Source organism: Pseudomonas fluorescens (assembly GCF_902497775.2).
Taxonomy (GTDB): Bacteria; Pseudomonadota; Gammaproteobacteria; order Pseudomonadales; family Pseudomonadaceae; genus Aquipseudomonas; species Aquipseudomonas putida_F.
In genome coordinates, this window is the sequence record NZ_OZ024668.1 from 4,043,847 (window position 1) to 4,063,655 (window position 19,809).

Consider the following 19,809-nt stretch of genomic DNA (forward strand, 5'->3'; position numbering starts at 1 on the left):
CGCTTTACCCGGATAGCGCCAGCCTGCTGGCGCTGCCCTCCTCACTCCCGGGCGAACAGCTCCAGCTGTTCATGAGCACCGCGCAAATCCTGCAAGCGCACACCGATCCCCAACAGCCTCACAGGCTTGCCACCACGGGCAAAGGCCTGGCTGAGCAATAGCTGATAGCTGCCAAGGTCACGCCCCGCCCCTGACTGCTCAAGGGTGGTCTGGCTGAAATCATGGAACTTCACTTTGACGAACGGCTTGCCCGGGCGATAACTGTCGTCGATGCGGGCCATGCGCCCGGCCAGGGTTTCCATCAGCTCTGGGAGTTTTTCCAGGCAACTGGCCAGGTCCGGTAGATCGGTGTCGTAGGTATTTTCCACGCTGACCGACTGACGACGGCTGTCATTCTGCACCGGACGGTCATCGATGCCCCGCGCCAGCCCCCACAGCCGCTCGCCAAAGCTACCGAATTCACGGGCCAGGGCCAGGCGGCTCCAGTCACGCAGCTCCAGGCAATTGATGATGCCCAGGCGACCCATTTTGTCGGCGGTAACCTTGCCTACCCCGTGCAGCTTGCTGACCGGCAATGCAGCAACGAAGTCCTCGACTTCATTCGGGGTAACCACAAACAGGCCATTGGGCTTGCGCCAGTCACTGGCGATCTTGGCCAGGAACTTGTTCGGCGCGACACCGGCCGACACGGTGATATGCAGCTGTTGGGCAACCCGCCGGCGAATATCCGCAGCAATCCGCGTGGCGCTGCCGGCGAACCAGGAACTGTCCGACACATCCAGGTAAGCCTCATCCAGCGACAGTGGCTCGATCAGATCGGTGTACTCGCGAAAGATCCCGTGAATTTCCCGCGAGGCTTCTTTATAGGCATCCATGCGCGGTTTGACGATCAACAGGTCCGGGCACAGCTTGAGGGCATGGTGCGAGGACATCGCCGAGCGCACCCCGAACGCCCGCGCCTCATAGTTGCAAGTCGCGATCACCCCTCGCCGCTCCGCCGAGCCGCCCACCGCCAGTGGCCGCCCGACGAGGCGCGGGTCGTCGCGCATTTCGATGGCGGCGTAGAAGCAATCGCAGTCGATATGGATGATCTTGCGTTGAGACATAGGGAGCGTAAGAACAGGTTTAAAGTGATGTAACCAGTATCTCACCCGATAGCGGCCCCTGCATCACAACTAATTTATTCGCCCGCCAATCCCCTGCAAGGCCCGCCCTTGCTGCCTTGCAGCCCTTTTCAGGCGCGCTAAGCGATTGAAGGAGAAAGGATTTCTGCAATCAAGCTATTGACAGCCCCAGGCAAAACTGTAGAATCTCATTCCACAGGCGCGGGATGGAGCAGCCTGGTAGCTCGTCGGGCTCATAACCCGAAGGTCGTCGGTTCAAATCCGGCTCCCGCAACCAGATTAAGGAAAGGCCACTCTTACGAGTGGCCTTTTTCTTTGCCCGGAATAAAGTGCCAGGCAATTTTTTATTGTAAATCAACAATTAAGCGTTGACAGCCAAGCTCAACGCTGTAGAATCCGCCCCACAGACGCGGGATGGAGCAGTCTGGTAGCTCGTCGGGCTCATAACCCGAAGGTCGTCGGTTCAAATCCGGCTCCCGCAACCAAACAACAGAAAAGGCCACTTTGAAAAAAGTGGCCTTTTTTGCATCTGCAGTTCAGCCAATCCCCCTCTCTCGCCCCGCGCCCCGCCGCTCAGGCAATATGAAACTTCTTTAACTATCCTCCAGGTACTCAGCGGCCCGATCATATCGGACATTACGCTTCCAAAGGGATTGGTACTTTGACCGGATACAACCTTGCTGTCGCGCGCAAGCCACGAGGTGGTTGATGCGCGCCCAGACACCTGAAACGCAAGCCCCTGTTACTGCTGCATTGCCCAACGCCGAACACCGACTGCGCTGGATCGAGCGCCTGAGCAAGTATCGCCAGCCCATCGGCCTTGGCGTGACCTTGCTGCTGTTCGCTATCGCCCTGATCGCCTGCCGTCATCTGCTCAGCGAGCTGGACATCTATGCCCTGCATGATTCGCTGCTCAGCGTGCCGCCTGCCGCACTGGCCGGAGCACTGCTGGCCACGGTTGCCGGCTTTGTCATTCTGCTCGGTTACGAGTGGTCGGCCAGCCGCTATGCTGGCGTCCAGCTACCGGCGCGGACCCTGGTGATGGGCGGCTTCAGCGCCTTTGCCATCGGCAATGCCATCGGCCTGTCGCTGCTGTCCGGCGGTTCGGTGCGCTATCGACTGTATGCCCGTCACGGCATCGGTGCCGCCGAAGTGGCGCGCATGAGCCTGTTCGCCAGCCTTTCCCTCGGCTGCGCCCTGCCGCCGCTCGCAGCCCTGGCGACCTTGAGCAACCTGCCCGCTGCCGCGTCGGCCTTGCACCTCGCGCCTGCGCTACTGGCCACGATCGCCCTGGCGGTACTGGGCCTGAGTGCGGCGCTGGTCTACGGCCTCTACCGTCGCCGGCTCCCCGAACAACCCCTGGCTGACAACCTGCTGGTGCAAGTGGGCCGGCGCACCCTGCGCCTGCCGGGCGCACGCCTGACCTTGCTGCAACTGCTCATTACTGCCCTGGACGTTGCCGCTGCCGCCACCGTGCTTTACCTGCTATTGCCAGAGGCACCGCCGTTTGGCGCTTTCTTGCTGGTCTACCTGCTGGCGCTGGCAGCCGGGGTGCTCAGCCATGTACCGGGTGGCGTCGGGGTGTTCGAGGCAATCTTGCTGGCGGCCTTTGCCGACAAACTCGGCGCTGCGCCACTGGCCGCCGCGTTGCTGCTCTATCGCCTGATCTATGTGGTGCTGCCGCTGCTGCTGGCCTGCATCCTGCTGCTCGCCAGCGAAGCCAGGCGCCTGCTGTTTGCCCAACAGGCGATCCGGGCCGCTTCCGGGCTGGCGGCGCCGGTACTGGCGGTACTGGTGTTTCTGTCCGGCGTGGTACTGCTGTTCTCGGGGGCCACTCCGGAAATCGACGAGCGCCTGGAACACCTGGGCTTCCTGGTGCCGCACCGGCTGATTGACGCGTCGCATTTTGGCGCCAGCCTGATTGGCGTGCTGTGCCTGCTGCTGGCCCAAGGCCTGCGCCGGCGCCTGTCGGCTGCCTGGATACTGACCACCATCCTGCTCCTGGTCGGCGCCCTGCTCTCGCTGCTCAAAGGTTTCGATTGGGAAGAAGCCAGCATCCTGACCTTCACTGCCTGCCTGCTGGCGGTCTTCCGGCGCTCCTTCTATCGTCCCAGCCGCTTGCTCGAACTGCCGTTCTCGCCGGTTTATCTTGCCGCCAGCGCCTGCGTACTGGGCACCTCGGTGTGGCTGCTGCTGTTTGCCTATCAGGATGTGCCCTACAGCCATCAGCTGTGGTGGCAGTTCACCCTCGACGCCGATGCCCCACGTGGCTTGCGCTCAGCCCTGGGCAGCGCGGTACTGCTGGTGATCGTCGCCCTGACCTGGCTATTGCGCACCGCGCGTCCGGTGATCCACCTGCCCAGCGCCGAAGAGCTGCAACGCGCCAACGCCATCCTGCAGGCTTCCGAGCAACCCGACGGCGGCCTGGCACTGACTGGCGACAAGGCTTTGCTGTTTCACCCCAACGACGATGCCTTCCTGATGTACGCGCGGCGCGGCCGCAGCCTGGTTGCGCTGTACGACCCGATCGGCCCGGCCCATGAGCGTGCCGAAATGATCTGGCAGTTCCGCGACCTGTGTGATGTGCATCACGCCCGTCCAGTGTTCTACCAGGTCCGGGCCGAGAACCTGCCCTTCTATATGGATATCGGCCTGACCGCGATCAAACTGGGCGAAGAAGCCCGGGTCGATCTCAAGCGCTTTGACCTCGAAGCCAAAGGCAAGGAGATGAAAGACCTGCGCTACACCTGGAACCGCGGCGGCCGCGACGGCCTTAGCCTTGAAGTGCACGAACCGGGACAGGCACCGCTGGAAGAGCTCAAGGCCATCTCCGATGCCTGGCTCAGCGGCAAGAACGTGCGCGAGAAAGGCTTCTCCCTCGGCCGCTTCAGCCCTGAGTACCTGCAGCACTTCCGGATTGCCCTGATCCGCTTCGAAGGGCGCCCGGTGGCTTTTGCCAACCTGCTGGAAACCCGCAGCCTGGAACTTGCCAGCCTCGACCTGATGCGCGCCCACCCCGAGGCGCCGAAGCTGACCATGGAGTTCATGATGATCGGCCTGATCCAACACTATAAGCAGCACGGCTACGCGCGCTTCAGCCTGGGCATGGTGCCGCTCTCCGGGCTACAACCACGACGCGGCGCACCGCTGACCCAGCGTCTGGGCTCGATGGTGTTCCAACGCGGCGAACAGCTCTACAACTTCCAGGGCCTGCGCCGCTTCAAGGACAAATTCCAACCGGACTGGGAACCTCGCTACATGGCCGTGCCGGCCGGACTCGATCCGCTGGTGGCACTGGCTGACACCGCCGCCCTGATCGCGGGCGGCCTGACCGGATTGGTGAAACGCTGATGATTCGACGCTACTGGCTGTACCTACTGGCTCCCCTGCTGCTGGCCCTGCTGGCCGCAGCCCTGGGCTTTTGGCTGTGGACCCGGCCGGCTCCCGAGGCGACCCTGGAGCACCTGAGCCTGACTGATGGCAGCAGCCTGATCCGGGTCAACCCAGGCTCTCGGGCCAAGGCGCGCGTGGCCATTGCCGTACCCCAGGACCAGGCCCTGAGCGAGAAACAACTGCTTGACCTGAGCCAGAGCGGCGAAGCGCAGATGGTCCAGGTGGTCCTCCCGCCCGCAGACTGCAGCAAGCAGCAACAGGCTCTGCAGCAGGCCCTGCAACAACTCAAGGGCGCCCCGACCCTGGTGGCCGGTATCGGCCCTGGCGCGGCTCAGGCCTGGAGCTGGCTGGCCAACCAGTCGGATGACAAAGCCCAGGCCATCTCGGTGGACTTCAATCTGGAGCAACCCGGCTGCGCCACGCCGCTGCCCAAGTCTGCCGCCCACGGCCACTGGAGCGTTGCCTGGAACGACAACCCGGATGACGCCAGCGCTGCCTTCGTGCGTGATCAGCCCAATGCCGAGACCAGCATCAGCGACTACGACATCCACCTGCCGCAGGTGCTCAAGGCTCAACTGACCCAGGCGCTGATTGGCGAAGATGGCAATGCCATGAGCATCCCGGTGGTCGAGGTACCCGCCGGGCAAACCACCGATACCGTGACCCTGTTCCTCTCTGGTGATGGCGGCTGGCGTGACCTGGACCGCGACGTGGCCGGCGAGATGGCCAAACTCGGCTACCCGGTGGTGGGTATCGACACCCTGCGTTACTACTGGCAGCACAAGACTCCGGAACAGAGCGCCATAGACCTCTCCGAGCTGATGCAGCACTATCGGCAGAAATGGGGTACCAAACGCTTCGTGCTGACCGGCTACTCCTTCGGCGCCGACGTACTGCCGGCGATTTACAACCGCTTGCCGGCTGAAGACCAGAAACGCATCGATGCGGTGATCCTGCTGGCCTTTGCCCGCAGTGGCAGCTTCGAGATCGAGGTCGAGGGCTGGCTGGGCAATGCTGGCAAAGAAGCGCCGACCGGCCCGGAGATGGCCAGGCTGCCAGCCTCCAAGGTGGTCTGCGTGTATGGTGAAGAAGAGGCTGACGAGAGCGGCTGCACCGACCATACCGCCGTCGGCGAGCGCCTGAAGCTGCCCGGCGGGCATCACTTCGACGAGAACTACCCGGCGCTGGCCAAGCGTTTGATTGGTGACATCGAAAACCGTCAAGGCAAGACCCGCGTCGCCGAGCAGGATTGAACGCTCCATCGCGGGTCAAGCCCGCTCCTACAGTAGGAGCGGGCTTGACCCGCGATGGCAGGCGCCTCAGATTTCGACCTGAGTGCCCAGCTCGATCACCCGGTTCAACGGCAAATTGAAGAACCTCAAGTTGCCGTTGGCATTCTTCAGCAAAAAGGCAAACAGCTGCCCCCGCCAGCGCGACATGCCCACCAGCCGCGAGGCAATCACCGTCTCGCGACTGAGGAAATAGGTCGTACGCATCGGGCTGAAATCCAGCCCCTCGAGATGGCACAGTTTTAGCGCCGCCGGCACATCCGGCTCATCCATGAAGCCGAAGTGCAACAGCACCCGGTAAAAACCTTCGCCATAGGCCTCGACCTCGAAACGCTGCTGCGCCGGCACCCGCGGCGTGTCTTCGCTGACCACTGTCAGCAACACCACCTGCGAATGCAGCACCTGGTTATGCAACATGTTGTGCAACAAGGCATGGGGCACGGCATCCGGCCGCGCGGTAAGGAACACGGCCGTCCCTTCGACCCGATGCGGCGGCTGCACGCGGATGCTGCCGATGAACAACGGCAGCGGCAGGCTACCTTCGTCCAGCCGTTCGACCAGAATCTGTTTACCGCGCTTCCAGGTGGTCATCAGGATGAACAAAACGATGCCCGCCAATACCGGAAAGGCCCCACCCTGCACAACTTTGGGCACGTTGGCGGCGAAGAACAGGCCATCGACCAGCAAAAAACCCAACAGGATCGGTACCGCCAGGACTGGCGGCCACTTCCACAACAGCAGCATCACCGTCGACACCAGCAAGGTGGTCATCAACATGGTGCCGGTCACCGCCACGCCATAGGCCGAGGCCAGCGCGCCGGAAGACTCGAAGCCCAGCACCAGGAGAATCACCCCGACCATCAGCGACCAGTTCACCGCACCGATGTAGATCTGCCCTTGTTCATCGCTGGAGGTGTGCTGGATCTGCATGCGCGGCACATAGCCGAGCTGGATGGCCTGGCGGGTCAGGGAGAAGGCCCCGGAAATCACCGCCTGAGAGGCGATCACCGTGGCCAGGGTGGACAAACCGACCAACGGTATCAATGCCCAGTTAGGTGCCAGTAAATAGAACGGGTTGCGCGCCGCCTCGGGGTTCTGCAGCAGCAAGGCGCCCTGGCCGAAGTAGTTGAGCACCAGCGCCGGCAGCACCAGAGCAAACCAGGCGCGGGCAATGGGCTTGCGGCCAAAGTGGCCCATGTCGGCATAAAGGGCTTCGGCGCCGGTCAGGGCCAGCACCACGGCGCCAAGAATCGCCACGCCCATGCCCGGGTGGACGATAAAGAAGCGCACGGCCCAGATCGGGTTGAAGGCCTTGAGCACTTCCGGGCTCTGGGCAATGCCGTGCACGCCCAGGGCGCCGAGCACCACGAACCAGGTGACCATTACCGGGCCGAAGAGGATGCCGATGCGCGCGGTGCCGTGCTTCTGGATCAGGAACAGCGCCACCAGCACGATCAACGCGACCGGGATCACCCAGTGATCGATGCCGTCAAAGGCCAGCTCCAGACCTTCTACCGCCGACAATACCGAAATCGCCGGGGTGATCATGCTGTCGCCGTAGAACAGCGCCGCCCCGATCAGCCCGCAGACTACCATCAGCGCCTTGAGCTTCGGATAAGGCGCCGAGGCGCGCCGGGCCAGGGCGGTAAGGGCCATGATGCCGCCCTCGCCCTGGTTGTCGGCACGCAGGATGAACACCACGTACTTGATCGTCACCACCCAGATCAGCGACCAGAAAATCAGGCCGAGGATGCCCAGCACCCCATCATGATTGACCGGTACGCCGTAACTGCCCGAAAACACCTCTTTGAGGGTATACAAGGGGCTGGTGCCAATATCGCCGTAAACCACTCCGACCGCCGCCACCAGCAGGCTCAACGGTTTTGCCGCCGAATGCCCGGAATCGGCCTGACTACTTGCCTGAACCATCCATCACTCCCGCCACCAGGCCCCTTGCACCAGACACAGGCACACTGGCGCGAAGCATAGCTGAGCGTTCGTCGCATTTCTGCTGGTCAAGTGACTTTGCGCTCGCTAGAATTGCGCACTTTTTGATCAGAGGCGCCCAAAGCGCCCATCAGGTTTGCCCGCCTGCCCGGCCAGGCAACCCCTTCAACACCGAGGTTAGTCATGTCCACCACCCCTACGCCCACCCGCCCAAGGTCGGCTTCGTTTCCCTGGGTTGCCCCAAGGCCCTGGTCGATTCCGAGCGCATCCTGACCCAGCTGCGCATGGAAGGTTATGAAGTCGTGCCCACCTACGAGGACGCCGACGTGGTGGTGGTCAACACCTGCGGCTTCATCGACAGCGCCAAGGCCGAATCCCTGGAAGTGATCGGCGAAGCCATCAAGGAAAACGGCAAGGTCATCGTCACCGGCTGCATGGGTGTCGAAGAAGGCAGCATCCGCGATGTGCACCCGAGCGTGTTGTCGGTCACCGGTCCCCAGCAGTACGAGCAGGTGGTCAATGCCGTGCACGAAGTCGTGCCGCCGCGCCAGGATCACAACCCGCTGATCGACCTGGTGCCACCACAGGGCGTCAAGCTGACCCCGCGCCACTACGCCTACCTGAAGATTTCCGAAGGCTGCAACCACAGCTGCAGCTTCTGCATCATCCCGTCGATGCGCGGCAAGCTGGTCAGCCGCCCGGTCGGCGAAGTGCTGAGCGAGGCCGAGCGCCTGGTCAAGGCCGGGGTCAAGGAGATCCTGGTGATCTCCCAGGACACCAGCGCCTACGGCGTCGACGTCAAGTACAAGACCGACTTCTGGAACGGCCGCCCGGTCAAGACGCGCATGCTCGAGCTGTGTGAAGCACTGAGCAGCCTGGGCGCCTGGGTACGCCTGCACTATGTGTACCCGTACCCGAACGTCGACGACGTGATTCCGCTGATGGCGGCCGGCAAGATCCTGCCGTACCTGGACATCCCGTTCCAGCACGCCAGCCCCAAAGTGCTCAAGTCGATGAAACGCCCGGCGTTCGAAGACCGTACCCTGGCGCGCATCAAGAACTGGCGCGAGCAGTGCCCCGAGCTGGTGATCCGCTCGACCTTCATCGTCGGCTTCCCGGGTGAAACCGAAGAAGACTTCCAGTACCTGCTCGACTGGCTGACCGAAGCCCAGCTCGACCGCGTCGGCTGCTTCCAGTATTCGCCGGTCGAAGGCGCTCCGGCCAACGACCTGGGCCTGGACGAAGTGCCGGACGACATCAAGCAGGAGCGCTGGGACCGATTCATGGCTCACCAGCAGGCCATCAGCACCGCACGCCTGCAACTGCGCATCGGCAAGGAAATCGACGTGCTGATCGATGAAGTCGAAGCAGAAGGCTCGGTCGGCCGCAGCTTCTTCGATGCCCCGGAAATCGACGGCAACGTGTTCATCGACGGCAACCACGGCTTCAAGCCGGGCGACACCGTTCGTTGCCGGGTAACCGACGCCGACGAGTACGACATGTGGGCCGAACCGATCTGATTCGGCGCCGATAAAAAAGCCCTGCCAGCGATGGCGGGGCTTTTTTTTGCAACTATCGTTTCCTCACTTACCCCGAGGAGACCACCGTAATGCGCAGGCACATCACCGTGCAGACTCCCAGCCTGCGTGACTACCCGGAGTTGACGCGGGTGTGGGAAGCGTCCGTGCGTGCCACCCATGACTTTCTCCCCGACAGCTACATCTGCCTGCTGCGCGAGCTGCTGCTGAGCCAATACCTGGACGCGGTGATGCTGATCTGCTGCAAGGACGCCAGGCAGCGTATCCGCGGTTTTGCCGGGGTCGCCGGCGGGCGGGTGGAAATGCTCTTCATCGACCCCGAGGCACGTGGTCAAGGCCTGGGCTCACGACTGCTGCGCGTGGCCATCGACGAGCTGCATGCCGAGCAACTGGACGTCAACGAGCAGAACGCCCAGGCCCTGGGCTTCTACCTGCGCCAGGGCTTTGAGGTGGTTGGCCGCTCGGAAACGGACGGCATGGGCCAGCCCTACCCCTTACTTCACATGAGGCTAATTCGTACTCAGTCTGTCCGCTCCGGCTGAAGACCTGTGTCATCCACCTCTGAAATGCCGCGAAACCGCAGATTAATGACCGGATCGACGAATGTTCCCGGCCCCAAGCTCGTCCAGGCAGTTACAATAGACACCTTTCCCTGTGTCTACGGCTGTCGTCATGTCTGAACCCATTCGCCTTTCCAAACGCCTCATCGAACTGGTCGGTTGCTCCCGGCGGGAGGCCGAGCTGTATATCGAGGGCGGCTGGGTCACGGTGAACGGCACCGTGATCGACGAGCCGCAGTTCAAGGTCACCGAGCACAAGGTCGAATTGCGCCAGGGCGCCAAGGCCGAAGCCCTGGAGCCGGTCACCCTGCTGCTCAACCAGCCCGCCGAGCTCGACCTCGACAGCGCCTGTGCCAGCATCAGCGCCGACAGCCTGTCGCAAGAGCACAGCTACAGCCGTCGCCCGCTGCGCGGCCATTTCGCCCGCCTGACCTGCGTTGCGCCCCTGCAACAAGGCGCCAGCGGCCTGCAGGTGTTCACCCAGGACTGGCGCGTAACCCGTAAGCTCACTGCCGACCTGGCCAAGCTCGAACAGGAATACATCGTCGAAGTCAGCGGCGAAATGATTGCCCACGGCCTGGAGCGGCTGAACCGTGGCTTCAACTGGAAAGGCAACGAATTGCCAAAGATCAAGGCCAGTTGGCAGAACGAAACGCGCCTGCGCATGGTCCTGAAAAACCCGCCTGCCGGGCTCATTAACCTGCTCTGCAGCAGCGTCGGCGTCACTGCGGTCAGCATGCGCCGGATCCGCCTGGGCGGCGTCGCCATGAGCAAGCTGCCGCTGGGCCAGTGGCGCTACCTGGCAACCAGCGAAAAATTCTAAGCAATATGGCGCCGTCACTCAGGCGGCGCGCCTGAACAGGATTGTCCCCATGATTCACAACGATGTACTGCGCAGCCTGCGCTACCTGCTGGACGTCAACGACGCCAAGCTCACCGATATCATCAAGCTGAGCGGCTTCGAAGTGTCCACCGCCGATATCGCCACCTACCTCAAGAAGGAAGAAGAGGAAGGCTTCGTGCGTTGCCCCGATGAAGTCATCGCCCATTTTCTCGATGGCCTGGTGATCTTCAAGCGCGGCAAGGACGACAGCCGTCCACCGCTGCCCATCGAACTGCCGGTGACCAACAACATCGTCATGAAGAAGCTGCGCGTCGCCTTCGAACTGAAGGAAGACGACCTGCACGCGATCCTCAAGGCCGCCGATTTCCCGGTATCCAAACCGGAACTCAGCGCCTTGTTCCGCAAGGTCGGGCACAACAACTACCGCCCCTGCGGCGACCAGTTGCTGCGCAACTTCCTCAAGGGCCTGACCCTGCGGGTTCGTGGCTGAGCCGGCGATGAACTACAGCGTTGCTCCGATCGGCCACGTTCGCTCCTGCTTCAAGGAAAAGTTCGCCATCCCGCGCCAGCCGCAACTGGCGCCAGCTGCCCGTGGGGTACTGGAGCTACTGCCACCCTACGACAATGGCGAGGCGGTGGCCGGCCTGGAGCAGGTCAGCCATGTCTGGCTGCTGTTCCTGTTCCACCAGGCCCTGGAAGACAAGCCACGACTGAAGGTGCGCCCACCGCGGCTGGGCGGCAACAAGTCCATGGGCGTGTTCGCCACCCGTGCTACCCACCGGCCCAACGGCATCGGTCAGTCGGTGGTCAGGCTGGAAAAGGTCGAGGCCGGTCGTTTGTGGTTGTCGGGTATCGACCTGCTTGACGGCACCCCGGTGCTCGATATCAAACCCTACGTACCCTACGCTGATGCCGTGGCCGGCGCGGTCAACCAGATGGCTGACGCGCCGCCTGAAGCGATTGCCGTGAGCTGGGGCGATACTGCCCTGGCCCAGGCACACGAGCACGCCTTGCGCCTTGCCGAGCCGCTGGTGGAGCTGATCGAACAATGCCTGGCCCAGGACCCACGCCCCGCCTATCAGGTACCGCCGCCCGAGCGCGTGTATGGGGTCCGGTTCTGGGATGTGCAGGTGCGCTGGCACTACCCGCAGGCGGATCAGATCCGGGTGCTGGAAGTGGTGATGGATCTATAGGCACAAAAAAAGCAGGCCGAGGCCTGCTTTTTTGTGTTCAGCGCTGCTTACTTCTCGACGAATGCACGCTCGATCAGGTAATCACCCGGCTCGCGCATACGCGCCGAGATCTTCAGGCCGAAGCTGTCGAGCACTTCGCTGGTCTCGTCGAGCATGCTCGGGCTACCGCAGATCATCGCACGGTCATCCTGCGGGTTGATCGGTGGCAGGCCGATGTCGCTGAACAGCTTGCCGCTGCGCATCAGGTCGGTCAGGCGGCCCTGGTTCTCGAACGGCTCGCGGGTCACGGTCGGGTAGTAGATCAGCTTGTCACGCAGCGCTTCGCCGAAGAACTCGTTCTGCGGCAGGTGCTCGGTGATGAACTCACGGTAGGCGACTTCGTTGACGTAGCGCACGCCGTGGACCAGGATCACTTTTTCAAAGCGCTCGTAGGTTTCCGGGTCCTGGATGACGCTCATGAACGGCGCCAGGCCAGTGCCGGTGCTGAGCAGGTACAGGTGCTTGCCCGGGTTCAGGTCGTCGAGCACCAGGGTGCCGGTAGGCTTCTTGCTGATGATGATTTCATCGCCTTCCTTCAGGTGCTGCAGCTGGGAGGTCAGCGGGCCATCCGGCACCTTGATGCTGAAGAACTCCAGATGCTCTTCCCAGTTCGGGCTGGCGATCGAGTAGGCGCGCATGAGCGGGCGGCCGTTTGGCTGTTGCAGGCCGATCATCACGAACTGACCGTTCTCGAAGCGCAGGCCCGGGTCGCGGGTGCACTTGAAGCTGAACAGGGTGTCGTTCCAGTGGTGAACACTGAGGACACGTTCGTGGTTCATGTTGCTCATGTACGGGCTCCTGAAGAAAAACGCGGCGCTAAGCGAGAGCGCGATTGCGCAATAGTCTAGTGCCAGCGACAATATCTGTTAAATGAATTATCAAGATATGTCTTATCGGTTATATAGATATGCGATTTACCCTTCGTCAGCTCCAGGTGTTCGTTGCCGTGGCCCAGTACCAAAGCGTCTCGCGGGCCGCCGGAATACTGGCGTTATCGCAGTCGGCCGCCAGTACCTCTATCACCGAACTCGAGCGCCAGTCCAGCTGCCAGCTGTTCGACCGCGCCGGTAAACGCCTGAGCCTCAACGCCCTGGGCCATCAACTGCTGCCCCAGGCGGTGGCCCTGCTCGATCAAGCCAAGGAAATCGAAGACCTGCTCAATGGCAAGTCCGGTTTCGGCTCGCTGGCGGTGGGCGCGACCCTGACCATCGGCAATTACCTGGCTACCCTGTTGATCGGCAGCTTCATGCAGATCCACCCGGAGAGCCAGGTCAAGCTGCATGTACAGAACACTGCGCATATCGTGCAACAGGTTGCCCATTACGAAATTGATCTGGGTCTAATCGAAGGTGACTGCAACCACCCAGATCTGGAAGTCCAGCCCTGGGTCGAAGACGAACTGGTGGTGTTCTGTGCGCCGCAGCACCCTTTAGCCAAACGCGGCCAGGCGAGCATGGAAGAACTCACCCATGAGGCGTGGATCTTGCGTGAACAGGGCTCGGGCACTCGCCTGACCTTCGACCAGGCCATGCGTCACCACCGCTCCAACCTCAACATTCGCTTGGAGCTTGAGCACACCGAGGCGATCAAACGGGCGGTCGAGTCGGGCCTGGGCATTGGTTGCATTTCACGCCTGGCGCTGCGCGACGCATTTCGTCGCGGCAGCCTGGTGCCGGTAGAAACTCCCGAGCTGGACCTGGCCCGGCAGTTCTTCTTCATCTGGCACAAGCAGAAGTACCAGACTTCCGCCATGCGCGAGTTTCTCGAACTGTGCCGCAGCTTTACCGCCGGCGTCAGCCGCAGCGACGAGATCGTCCTGCCAACCATCGCTTAAAGCAGGATCACCGCCCAGGTCAGGCCAACCATGCTCAAGGCCACGAACTGGGCGGCGCTGCCCATGTCCTTGGCGTTCTTCGACAACGGGTGGCGATCAAGGGAAATACGGTCGATCGCCGCCTCCACCGCCGAATTCAGCAACTCGACGATCAGCCCCAGCAAGCACACGGCGATCAGGATCGCCCGCTCGGCGCGGCTGACATCCAGCCAGAACGCCACCGGGATCAACACAACGTTAAGCAGCACCAGTTGACGGAACGCCGCCTCACCGGTGAACGCAGCGCGCAGGCCATCGAACGAATAGCCTGCGGCGTTGAAAATACGTTTAAGGCCGGTCTGGCCCTTGAAAGGCGACGACATATAAGGTCACTTCATCCACTGAAAACGCTGCAGCCTAGTCTAGGCGGGGTCAAAAAAGCGTGAATGCCAATGGCCTTAACTGGCTGAAACCGATTCCAGTTGTTGCAGCAACAAGGCGGCCTGAGTACGGGTACGCACGCCCAACTTGCGGAAAATCGCCGTGACATGCGCCTTGATGGTCGCTTCCGACACGCTCAGCTCGTAGGCAATCTGCTTGTTCAGCAGCCCTTCACAGACCATGGTCAAGACCCGGAACTGTTGCGGCGTCAGGCTCGCAAGCCCTTCGCTGGCAGCCTTGGCTTCAGCCGATACATCGACTTTCTCGAAGGCCTGTGGTGGCCACCAGACCTCACCGTCGAGAACCTTCTGCACGGCGTCCTGAATCACTTCCAGCGGGCTGGATTTAGGAATGAAGCCACTGGCGCCAAATTCACGAGACTTGACCACGACCGCAGCTTCTTCCTGAGCCGAGACCATCACCACCGGAATCTGCGGATACTGTCCGCGCAGCAGGACCAGTCCAGAGAATCCGTAGGCTCCTGGCATGTTCAGGTCCAGCAGCACCAGGTCCCAGTCGGATTTTTCGGTCAGGCGGGTTTCCAGCTCGGCGATGCTTGCCACTTCAACCAGGCGTACATCCGGACCCAGGCCCAGGGTAACGGCCTGGCGCAGCGCGCTGCGAAACAGCGGGTGGTCATCGGCAATCAGGATTTCGTATGTGGCCATCGATCTAATGATCCTGTTCTGTGCAGGCGCAGGAAGGAAGAATAGGCGCCTGGCGGGCAACTCGAGGCTACGGCAACGCCGTATGCCCAAACGGCACATCGAGGCCGGGAAAAACAGCGTTTCAAGCCTTCGTCGTGCCCGAATCGGCGCCAAGGATGCCGAGCCAGGACCGGGTGGTCAAGCTCAATACCCGCCCTGCTCGCCCACCCTGGCCACCAATCCGCCCATTATGCCGCAAAGTGCCGCGCCTGCCCCTTGTACTATAGGAAGGTATGCAAACGCTGGTGCACGGTGTCCTGTTCATCCAGCGGCAGTTGATGCTTGGCACTCAGGTAGTGAGTGGTGAACACGTCCAGGTAGGCGTCCAGCGCTTCGGCCGCGCGTTGATCACCGGCCAGTTCCAGGCACATGGCCGCCACTTCGGCGGTGCAGAAGTGATCGTCGCGCTTGGAGCGGCGCAGGCGATAGCGCGAAATCTGCTCCGGCTGCAGGCTCAGTACCGGGAAGCGGTTCAGGTACGGGCTCTTGCGAAACATCTTGCGTGCTTCAGTCCAGGTCGCATCCAGCAGGATGAACAGCGGGCGCTTGCCCGGTACACGCTGCACCTCGTTGACCACCCGCCCAGACTCGACGAACTCGCCGGGGAAGACGATGTAAGGCTGCCACTGCGGCTGCTCGAGCAAGGCCAGCAAAGACTCATCGACTGCCGTACGCTGCCAGCTGAAGGCCGAGGTATCGGCGATCAGGTCGGCGATCAGCCAGCCGGTGTTGGTCGGCTTGAGTGGCTCAGTGTCATGCATCAACAGGCAAATGCCCGAATCGGCCGGCACCTGCGGGCGCCAGGCGCACAGGCAATAGCTGGGAATCACCCGGCACTGCGGGCAGCGCGGCGCCCGGGAACCACGGGCAACGAAGGGTTTGACACTGCGCGCCAGGCGCTCGGCACGCAGGCGCGATACGGCATGGCTCATGACTGGGCACAACGTGGGCTAGAAAGGGATGGCACTGCACGGACTCGGCAAGACGGAAATCCCGGGCAGTTTATCAGAGCCTGCCTACCGGTTGACTGGATTTGCCGTGCAGCTAAAGCAGCAACTCCCTATAATCTTCAACCTGTCGCTACCCGCTGGCATTGCCGTTGCGCCGTGACGGAACACCGTGCGCTGTTGTTGGTCCAATTGCCAGTTACCGAACCAGGAGAGATTCATGCTGCGTTTCATCGTCCCGTCCCTGAGCCTGATGCTCGCCCTGCCCCTGGCGGCCAATGCCGCATCCAAGCAGGAATACGAGCTGAGCCGGATGCTGCAAAAAGTTGCCACGCAGAGCAGCGTGGGCACGCCACGGGCGATCAACGAAGACATCCTTGACCAAGGCTATACCGTTGAAGGCAAACAGCTGATCAACCACCTGAGTGTGCTCCCTAGCCATGCACAAAAAATGCAGGCCGACCCGAACCGGGTGCGCAGCCAACTGGGTGACAGCGTGTGCAAGAACTCCGGTTTTCGCCAGTTGCTGGCCAAAGGCGCGGTGCTGACCTATCGCTTCACCGAATACAAGACCAACCGCCCAGTCAGCGAGCAAGCATTCGATGCCGCCAGCTGCGGGTTGAAAGTCAGCAAGTAACAGCCTCAGGCTACCCGCTCCCTGTCGCGCCGTTGTTTTTCATCGGCGCGCAGTTCGGCCACCAGGGCCTGGATATACCGCGAGTGCCGCTCCCCTCCCCCCAGCCGTCGCAGGCACTCCTGTTCAAGGCTCAGGTTATTGGCCTGCGCCGCGCGCTTGAGCAATTGAAATAGCTGCTCGTCGAGTTCAAGGTTAAGCCGTTGCATGCTGCAGCCTCCCTGCATTGCGCTGACTCGCTCTGAGTTTCAGTTAACCAGACCCACGCAATGATTGGATCCCAGCTGACGAGCGGTCCCTCTCGCGCCCGGTTCAGCACCGATCATTCGGCATAAATACGCGCCAGGGTCTAGATTGATAGCAACCACCCTGTACTTTCCGGGCAAGCAAAGGGGGTTGCCCATCGAAGCTTTGCGTTGTATTCCACGTTGTGAACAACAATAAGGTGTATGGACCCATTACCACTGCACTGAGACCTTGCAGGTCTACTGCAATGCTCGGGGGTCACACTCGAGCCACGGCAGCCAGCGACACATGCAGTGTCGCGGCCGGGCAGCCCATTGCCGCCCGGTCAGAGGTTTTGCTGCAGAAGGAGACGTTTGAATGCCTTACCAACCGAACGAACTGCTATCGAGCCACTTCAGGAACAACGGAATCGACCTGAGCAAGATTGAGGAGCAACTGAACCTGGTTGCACCCAACAGCCCCAACCTGCCGCTGTACCGCGACATGATGCTGACTGTCCTGCGCATGGCCCATGACGACCGCAACCGCTGGAACGCCAAGATCACCCTGCAGGCCCTGCGCGAGCTTGATAACGCCTTTCGCACCCTCGAACAGTACAAGGGCCGGCGCAAGGTCACGGTGTTTGGCTCGGCTCGCACGCCCATTGAACACCCGATGTATGCCCTGGCCCGGGAACTGGGGGCGACCCTGGCACGCTCCGACCTGATGGTCATTACCGGTGCCGGTGGCGGCATCATGGCCGCCGCCCATGAAGGCGCGGGGGTGGAGCACAGCCTGGGCTTCAACATCACGCTGCCGTTCGAACAACACGCCAACGCCACGGTGGATGGCACCGACAAGTTGCTGCCGTTCCACTTTTTCTTTATCCGCAAACTGTTCTTCGTCAAGGAAGCCGATGCCCTGGTGCTATGCCCGGGCGGGTTCGGCACGCTGGATGAAGCGCTGGAAGTACTGACCCTGATCCAGACCGGCAAGAGCCCGCTGGTGCCAGTGGTACTGCTGGACTCACCGGGCGGCAGCTTCTGGCAGGAGGCACTGAATTTCATCACCCGCCAACTGGAAGAGAACCGCTACATCCTGCCCAGCGACATGAAACTGCTGCGTTTGGTGTACAGCGCCGATGAGGCGGTGGAAGAGATCAACCAGTTCTACAGCAACTACCACTCCAGCCGCTGGCTGAAAAACCAGTTTGTGATTCGTATGCAACATCCACTCAGTGAAGCGGCGCTGTTTGACTTGCAGGAAGGGTTTGCAGACCTGCGCCTGAGCGGCAACTTTCATCAGCACGCCTATGGCGGCGAGCAGCATGACGAGGCACGTTTCAGTCATTTGACGCGCCTGGCCTTTGCCTTCAACGGGCGCGATCAGGGGCGCCTGCGCGAACTGGTGGACTTCATCAACCTGTCGGAGAACTGGGCCAAACCGACACCCATGCACACCACCCAACGGGCACGTGAAGCGCTGAAAGTCACCTGAGGATCAGTCGTCCAGACCTCGGCCGCTCAACAGGCGGCCGACCGACTCCATGGAAAAACCACGGTAAACCAGAAAACGGGTTTGCTGTGCGCGGCTGCGCGGATCGACAGGCAACTGGCCGGCGAACTTGCGCTGCCAGACATCCAGCAACCGCGCAGACCAGTCCACCCCGCATTCACGCAGGGCCTGGTCGATATCACCACGGTGCAGCCCGCGCTGCCCCAGCTCCTCACGGATACGCGCAGGGCCATAGCCCGAGCGTGAGCGGTAGCTGATGAAACTTTCGAGGTAACGGGCTTCACTGAGCAGGCCCTCTTCCGTCAGACGGTCGAGCTCCTGGTCAATCAATTCGGGGGGAGCGCCGCGCTGACGCAACTTGCGCGTCAGCTCGACTCGACCATGCTCGCGACGTGCGAGCAGGTCCATGGCTGTCCGCCTTACGGCGACGGGGGTATCGAGTACGGCGGACATGGGGGCGATCAGTAACCGGCTTCAGCGTCGGCCAGATCGTCTTCAGGCTCAGCGGTAACCGCAGCAGCCTTGCCAGCAGCCTCAACGGCACCCGCATTGAGCAGCTTGTCGCGGATCTGCTTCTCGAGGGTCGCGGCGATTTCCGGGTTCTCCTGGAGGAACTTGGCCGAGTTGGCCTTGCCCTGACCGATCTTGCTGCCCTGGTAGCTGTACCAGGCACCGGCTTTTTCCAGAAAGCCGTGCAACACGCCGAGGTCGATGATTTCGCCGTTGCGGTAGATGCCCTTGCCGTAAAGGATCTGGAATTCAGCCTGACGGAATGGCGGTGCCACCTTGTTCTTGACGATCTTGACCCGGGTTTCGCTGCCGACCACTTCGTCGCCTTCCTTCACCGCGCCTGTACGGCGGATGTCGAGACGGACCGACGCGTAGAACTTCAGCGCGTTACCACCGGTGGTGGTTTCCGGGCTGCCGAACATCACGCCGATCTTCATGCGGATCTGGTTGATGAAGATCACCAGGCAGTTGGCATTCTTGATGTTACCGGTGATTTTACGCAGCGCCTGGGACATCAGACGAGCCTGCAGGCCCACGTGCATGTCGCCCATTTCGCCTTCGATCTCGGCCTTGGGTACCAGGGCTGCCACGGAGTCGACGATGATCACGTCAACAGCGTTGGAGCGCACCAGCATGTCGGTGATTTCCAGGGCCTGTTCGCCGGTGTCCGGCTGCGAGACCAGCAGGTCGTCGACGTTGACGCCCAGCTTGCCGGCGTATTCCGGGTCCAGGGCGTGCTCGGCGTCGACGAAGGCACAGGTAGCGCCAGCTTTCTGTGCCTGGGCAATCACCGACAGGGTCAGGGTGGTTTTACCGGACGACTCAGGGCCGTAGATTTCGACGATACGACCTTTTGGCAGACCGCCAATGCCCAGGGCAATGTCCAGGCCCAGGGAGCCGGTGGAAATGGCCGGAATCGCCTGGCGCTCGTGATCGCCCATGCGCATGACCGCGCCTTTACCGAATTGACGCTCGATTTGCCCCAGGGCCGCAGCCAAGGCGCGCTTCTTGTTGTCGTCCATTGAAGTCCTCACGTAATCGATAGGGCCTGACGGCCAGAACACCTGTATAAGTAGCCAGTATTATTCCA

19 protein-coding genes and 2 tRNA genes are annotated in these 19,809 nt (G+C 61.8%); 12 read left to right on the forward strand and 9 right to left on the reverse strand.

All coding sequences use genetic code 11. The features are described from left to right. Positions 1-41 precede the first annotated feature (41 nt). A complete protein-coding gene (gene dinB, locus F8N82_RS18600; protein WP_038996665.1) occupies positions 42-1,106 on the reverse strand; it encodes a DNA polymerase IV in 1,065 nt (354 codons plus the stop codon). Positions 1,107-1,324: 218 nt separating this feature from the next. Here dinB and F8N82_RS18605 point away from each other — a divergent pair. The 4 genes from F8N82_RS18605 (at position 1,325) to F8N82_RS18620 (ending at position 5,770) form a co-directional block, all read left to right on the forward strand. Further along, a tRNA-Met gene (locus tag F8N82_RS18605) sits at positions 1,325-1,401 on the forward strand. A 131-nt stretch (positions 1,402-1,532) separates the two neighbouring features. After that, a tRNA-Met gene (locus tag F8N82_RS18610) sits at positions 1,533-1,609 on the forward strand. A gap of 223 nt (positions 1,610-1,832) precedes the next feature. After that, positions 1,833-4,475 carry a bifunctional lysylphosphatidylglycerol flippase/synthetase MprF gene (mprF, locus tag F8N82_RS18615; protein WP_038996666.1) on the forward strand — a complete coding sequence of 881 codons (2,643 nt, stop codon included), beginning with the start codon at positions 1,833-1,835 and terminating at the stop codon, positions 4,473-4,475. Continuing rightward, positions 4,475-5,770: a virulence factor family protein gene (locus F8N82_RS18620; protein ID WP_038996667.1), complete on the forward strand. Its 1,296-nt coding sequence runs from the start codon at positions 4,475-4,477 to the stop codon at positions 5,768-5,770. The genes mprF and F8N82_RS18620 overlap by 1 nt, the downstream gene beginning before the upstream one ends. 66 nt (positions 5,771-5,836) lie before the next feature. Here F8N82_RS18620 and F8N82_RS18625 read toward each other — a convergent pair whose 3' ends face one another. Continuing rightward, entirely contained in the window at positions 5,837-7,735 is a 1,899-nt protein-coding gene (locus F8N82_RS18625; RefSeq protein WP_038996668.1) for a potassium transporter Kup, read from the reverse strand. A 248-nt stretch (positions 7,736-7,983) separates the two neighbouring features. On the opposite strand from F8N82_RS18625, the gene rimO reads away from it, so the two are divergent. The 5 genes from rimO (at position 7,984) to tsaA (ending at position 11,888) form a co-directional block, all read left to right on the forward strand. Further along, positions 7,984-9,273 (forward strand): 30S ribosomal protein S12 methylthiotransferase RimO, encoded by a 1,290-nt coding sequence (gene rimO / locus F8N82_RS18630; protein ID WP_338918985.1) that lies wholly within the window; start codon positions 7,984-7,986, stop codon positions 9,271-9,273. Between the two features lie 89 nt (positions 9,274-9,362). Continuing rightward, positions 9,363-9,833: a GNAT family N-acetyltransferase gene (locus tag F8N82_RS18635; RefSeq protein WP_038996670.1), complete on the forward strand. Its 471-nt coding sequence runs from the start codon at positions 9,363-9,365 to the stop codon at positions 9,831-9,833. A 130-nt stretch (positions 9,834-9,963) separates the two neighbouring features. Further along, positions 9,964-10,674, forward strand: a complete 711-nt coding sequence (locus F8N82_RS18640) for an rRNA pseudouridine synthase (RefSeq protein ID WP_038996672.1) — start codon at positions 9,964-9,966, stop codon at positions 10,672-10,674. 49 nt (positions 10,675-10,723) lie between these two features. Then, positions 10,724-11,185, forward strand: a complete 462-nt coding sequence (locus F8N82_RS18645) for a DUF1456 family protein (protein WP_038996673.1) — start codon at positions 10,724-10,726, stop codon at positions 11,183-11,185. A gap of 7 nt (positions 11,186-11,192) precedes the next feature. Next, on the forward strand, positions 11,193-11,888 hold the full coding sequence (gene tsaA, locus F8N82_RS18650; protein WP_038996674.1) for a tRNA (N6-threonylcarbamoyladenosine(37)-N6)-methyltransferase TrmO: 696 nt from the start codon (positions 11,193-11,195) through the stop codon (positions 11,886-11,888). 47 nt (positions 11,889-11,935) lie between these two features. On the opposite strand, the gene fpr is transcribed toward tsaA, so the two are convergent. Next, on the reverse strand, positions 11,936-12,715 hold the full coding sequence (fpr, locus tag F8N82_RS18655) for a ferredoxin-NADP reductase (protein WP_003222277.1): 780 nt from the start codon (positions 12,713-12,715) through the stop codon (positions 11,936-11,938). A 119-nt stretch (positions 12,716-12,834) separates the two neighbouring features. Here fpr and F8N82_RS18660 point away from each other — a divergent pair, with 119 nt between their 5' ends. Further along, positions 12,835-13,761 (forward strand): LysR family transcriptional regulator, encoded by a 927-nt coding sequence (locus tag F8N82_RS18660; RefSeq protein WP_010224761.1) that lies wholly within the window; start codon positions 12,835-12,837, stop codon positions 13,759-13,761. On the opposite strand, the gene F8N82_RS18665 is transcribed toward F8N82_RS18660, so the two are convergent. The 3 genes from F8N82_RS18665 to F8N82_RS18675 form a co-directional block, all read right to left on the reverse strand. After that, positions 13,758-14,123, reverse strand: coding sequence for a diacylglycerol kinase (locus tag F8N82_RS18665; protein WP_038996675.1), 366 nt, complete (start codon positions 14,121-14,123; stop codon positions 13,758-13,760). The genes F8N82_RS18660 and F8N82_RS18665 overlap by 4 nt on opposite strands. Before the next feature lie 75 nt (positions 14,124-14,198). After that, the gene (gene erdR, locus F8N82_RS18670) at positions 14,199-14,849 is read right to left on the reverse strand and encodes a response regulator transcription factor ErdR (RefSeq protein WP_038996676.1); all 651 of its coding nucleotides are present in this window, start codon (positions 14,847-14,849) and stop codon (positions 14,199-14,201) included. Between the two features lie 260 nt (positions 14,850-15,109). Beyond that, positions 15,110-15,820, reverse strand: coding sequence for a tRNA-uridine aminocarboxypropyltransferase (locus F8N82_RS18675; protein WP_038996678.1), 711 nt, complete (start codon positions 15,818-15,820; stop codon positions 15,110-15,112). Between the two features lie 235 nt (positions 15,821-16,055). Here F8N82_RS18675 and F8N82_RS18680 point away from each other — a divergent pair, with 235 nt between their 5' ends. After that, entirely contained in the window at positions 16,056-16,472 is a 417-nt protein-coding gene (locus F8N82_RS18680) for a quorum-sensing-regulated virulence factor family protein (protein ID WP_038996679.1), read from the forward strand. Positions 16,473-16,477: 5 nt separating this feature from the next. Here the strand turns inward: F8N82_RS18680 and F8N82_RS18685 are convergent, their stop codons facing one another. Continuing rightward, positions 16,478-16,678 carry a hypothetical protein gene (locus tag F8N82_RS18685; protein ID WP_038996681.1) on the reverse strand — a complete coding sequence of 67 codons (201 nt, stop codon included), beginning with the start codon at positions 16,676-16,678 and terminating at the stop codon, positions 16,478-16,480. A gap of 394 nt (positions 16,679-17,072) precedes the next feature. Here F8N82_RS18685 and F8N82_RS18690 point away from each other — a divergent pair, with 394 nt between their 5' ends. Beyond that, entirely contained in the window at positions 17,073-18,191 is a 1,119-nt protein-coding gene (locus F8N82_RS18690) for an LOG family protein (RefSeq protein ID WP_038996682.1), read from the forward strand. Positions 18,192-18,194: 3 nt separating this feature from the next. Here the strand turns inward: F8N82_RS18690 and recX are convergent, their stop codons facing one another. Both recX and recA read right to left on the reverse strand, forming a co-directional pair. Then, complete coding sequence (gene recX, locus F8N82_RS18695) at positions 18,195-18,662, reverse strand: recombination regulator RecX (protein ID WP_038996683.1); 468 nt, start codon at positions 18,660-18,662, stop codon at positions 18,195-18,197. A gap of 8 nt (positions 18,663-18,670) precedes the next feature. Then, positions 18,671-19,741 carry a recombinase RecA gene (gene recA, locus F8N82_RS18700; RefSeq protein ID WP_038996684.1) on the reverse strand — a complete coding sequence of 357 codons (1,071 nt, stop codon included), beginning with the start codon at positions 19,739-19,741 and terminating at the stop codon, positions 18,671-18,673. Between the last annotated feature and the right edge of the window lie 68 nt (positions 19,742-19,809).

Excerpts from the sequence above, each read along its gene's own strand:
- dinB (WP_038996665.1), bottom strand. The coding sequence starts at position 1,106 with ATGTCTCAACGCAAGATCATCCATATCGACTGCGATTGCTTCTACGCC.
- mprF (WP_038996666.1), top strand. The coding sequence starts at position 1,833 with ATGCGCGCCCAGACACCTGAAACGCAAGCCCCTGTTACTGCTGCATTG.
- F8N82_RS18620 (WP_038996667.1), top strand. The coding sequence starts at position 4,475 with ATGATTCGACGCTACTGGCTGTACCTACTGGCTCCCCTGCTGCTGGCC.
- F8N82_RS18625 (WP_038996668.1), bottom strand. The coding sequence starts at position 7,735 with ATGGTTCAGGCAAGTAGTCAGGCCGATTCCGGGCATTCGGCGGCAAAA.
- F8N82_RS18635 (WP_038996670.1), top strand. The coding sequence starts at position 9,363 with ATGCGCAGGCACATCACCGTGCAGACTCCCAGCCTGCGTGACTACCCG.
- F8N82_RS18640 (WP_038996672.1), top strand. The coding sequence starts at position 9,964 with ATGTCTGAACCCATTCGCCTTTCCAAACGCCTCATCGAACTGGTCGGT.
- F8N82_RS18645 (WP_038996673.1), top strand. The coding sequence starts at position 10,724 with ATGATTCACAACGATGTACTGCGCAGCCTGCGCTACCTGCTGGACGTC.
- tsaA (WP_038996674.1), top strand. The coding sequence starts at position 11,193 with ATGAACTACAGCGTTGCTCCGATCGGCCACGTTCGCTCCTGCTTCAAG.
- fpr (WP_003222277.1), bottom strand. The coding sequence starts at position 12,715 with ATGAGCAACATGAACCACGAACGTGTCCTCAGTGTTCACCACTGGAAC.
- F8N82_RS18660 (WP_010224761.1), top strand. The coding sequence starts at position 12,835 with ATGCGATTTACCCTTCGTCAGCTCCAGGTGTTCGTTGCCGTGGCCCAG.
- F8N82_RS18665 (WP_038996675.1), bottom strand. The coding sequence starts at position 14,123 with ATGTCGTCGCCTTTCAAGGGCCAGACCGGCCTTAAACGTATTTTCAAC.
- erdR (WP_038996676.1), bottom strand. The coding sequence starts at position 14,849 with ATGGCCACATACGAAATCCTGATTGCCGATGACCACCCGCTGTTTCGC.
- F8N82_RS18675 (WP_038996678.1), bottom strand. The coding sequence starts at position 15,820 with ATGAGCCATGCCGTATCGCGCCTGCGTGCCGAGCGCCTGGCGCGCAGT.
- F8N82_RS18680 (WP_038996679.1), top strand. The coding sequence starts at position 16,056 with ATGCTGCGTTTCATCGTCCCGTCCCTGAGCCTGATGCTCGCCCTGCCC.
- F8N82_RS18685 (WP_038996681.1), bottom strand. The coding sequence starts at position 16,678 with ATGCAACGGCTTAACCTTGAACTCGACGAGCAGCTATTTCAATTGCTC.
- F8N82_RS18690 (WP_038996682.1), top strand. The coding sequence starts at position 17,073 with ATGCCTTACCAACCGAACGAACTGCTATCGAGCCACTTCAGGAACAAC.
- recX (WP_038996683.1), bottom strand. The coding sequence starts at position 18,662 with ATGTCCGCCGTACTCGATACCCCCGTCGCCGTAAGGCGGACAGCCATG.
- recA (WP_038996684.1), bottom strand. The coding sequence starts at position 19,741 with ATGGACGACAACAAGAAGCGCGCCTTGGCTGCGGCCCTGGGGCAAATC.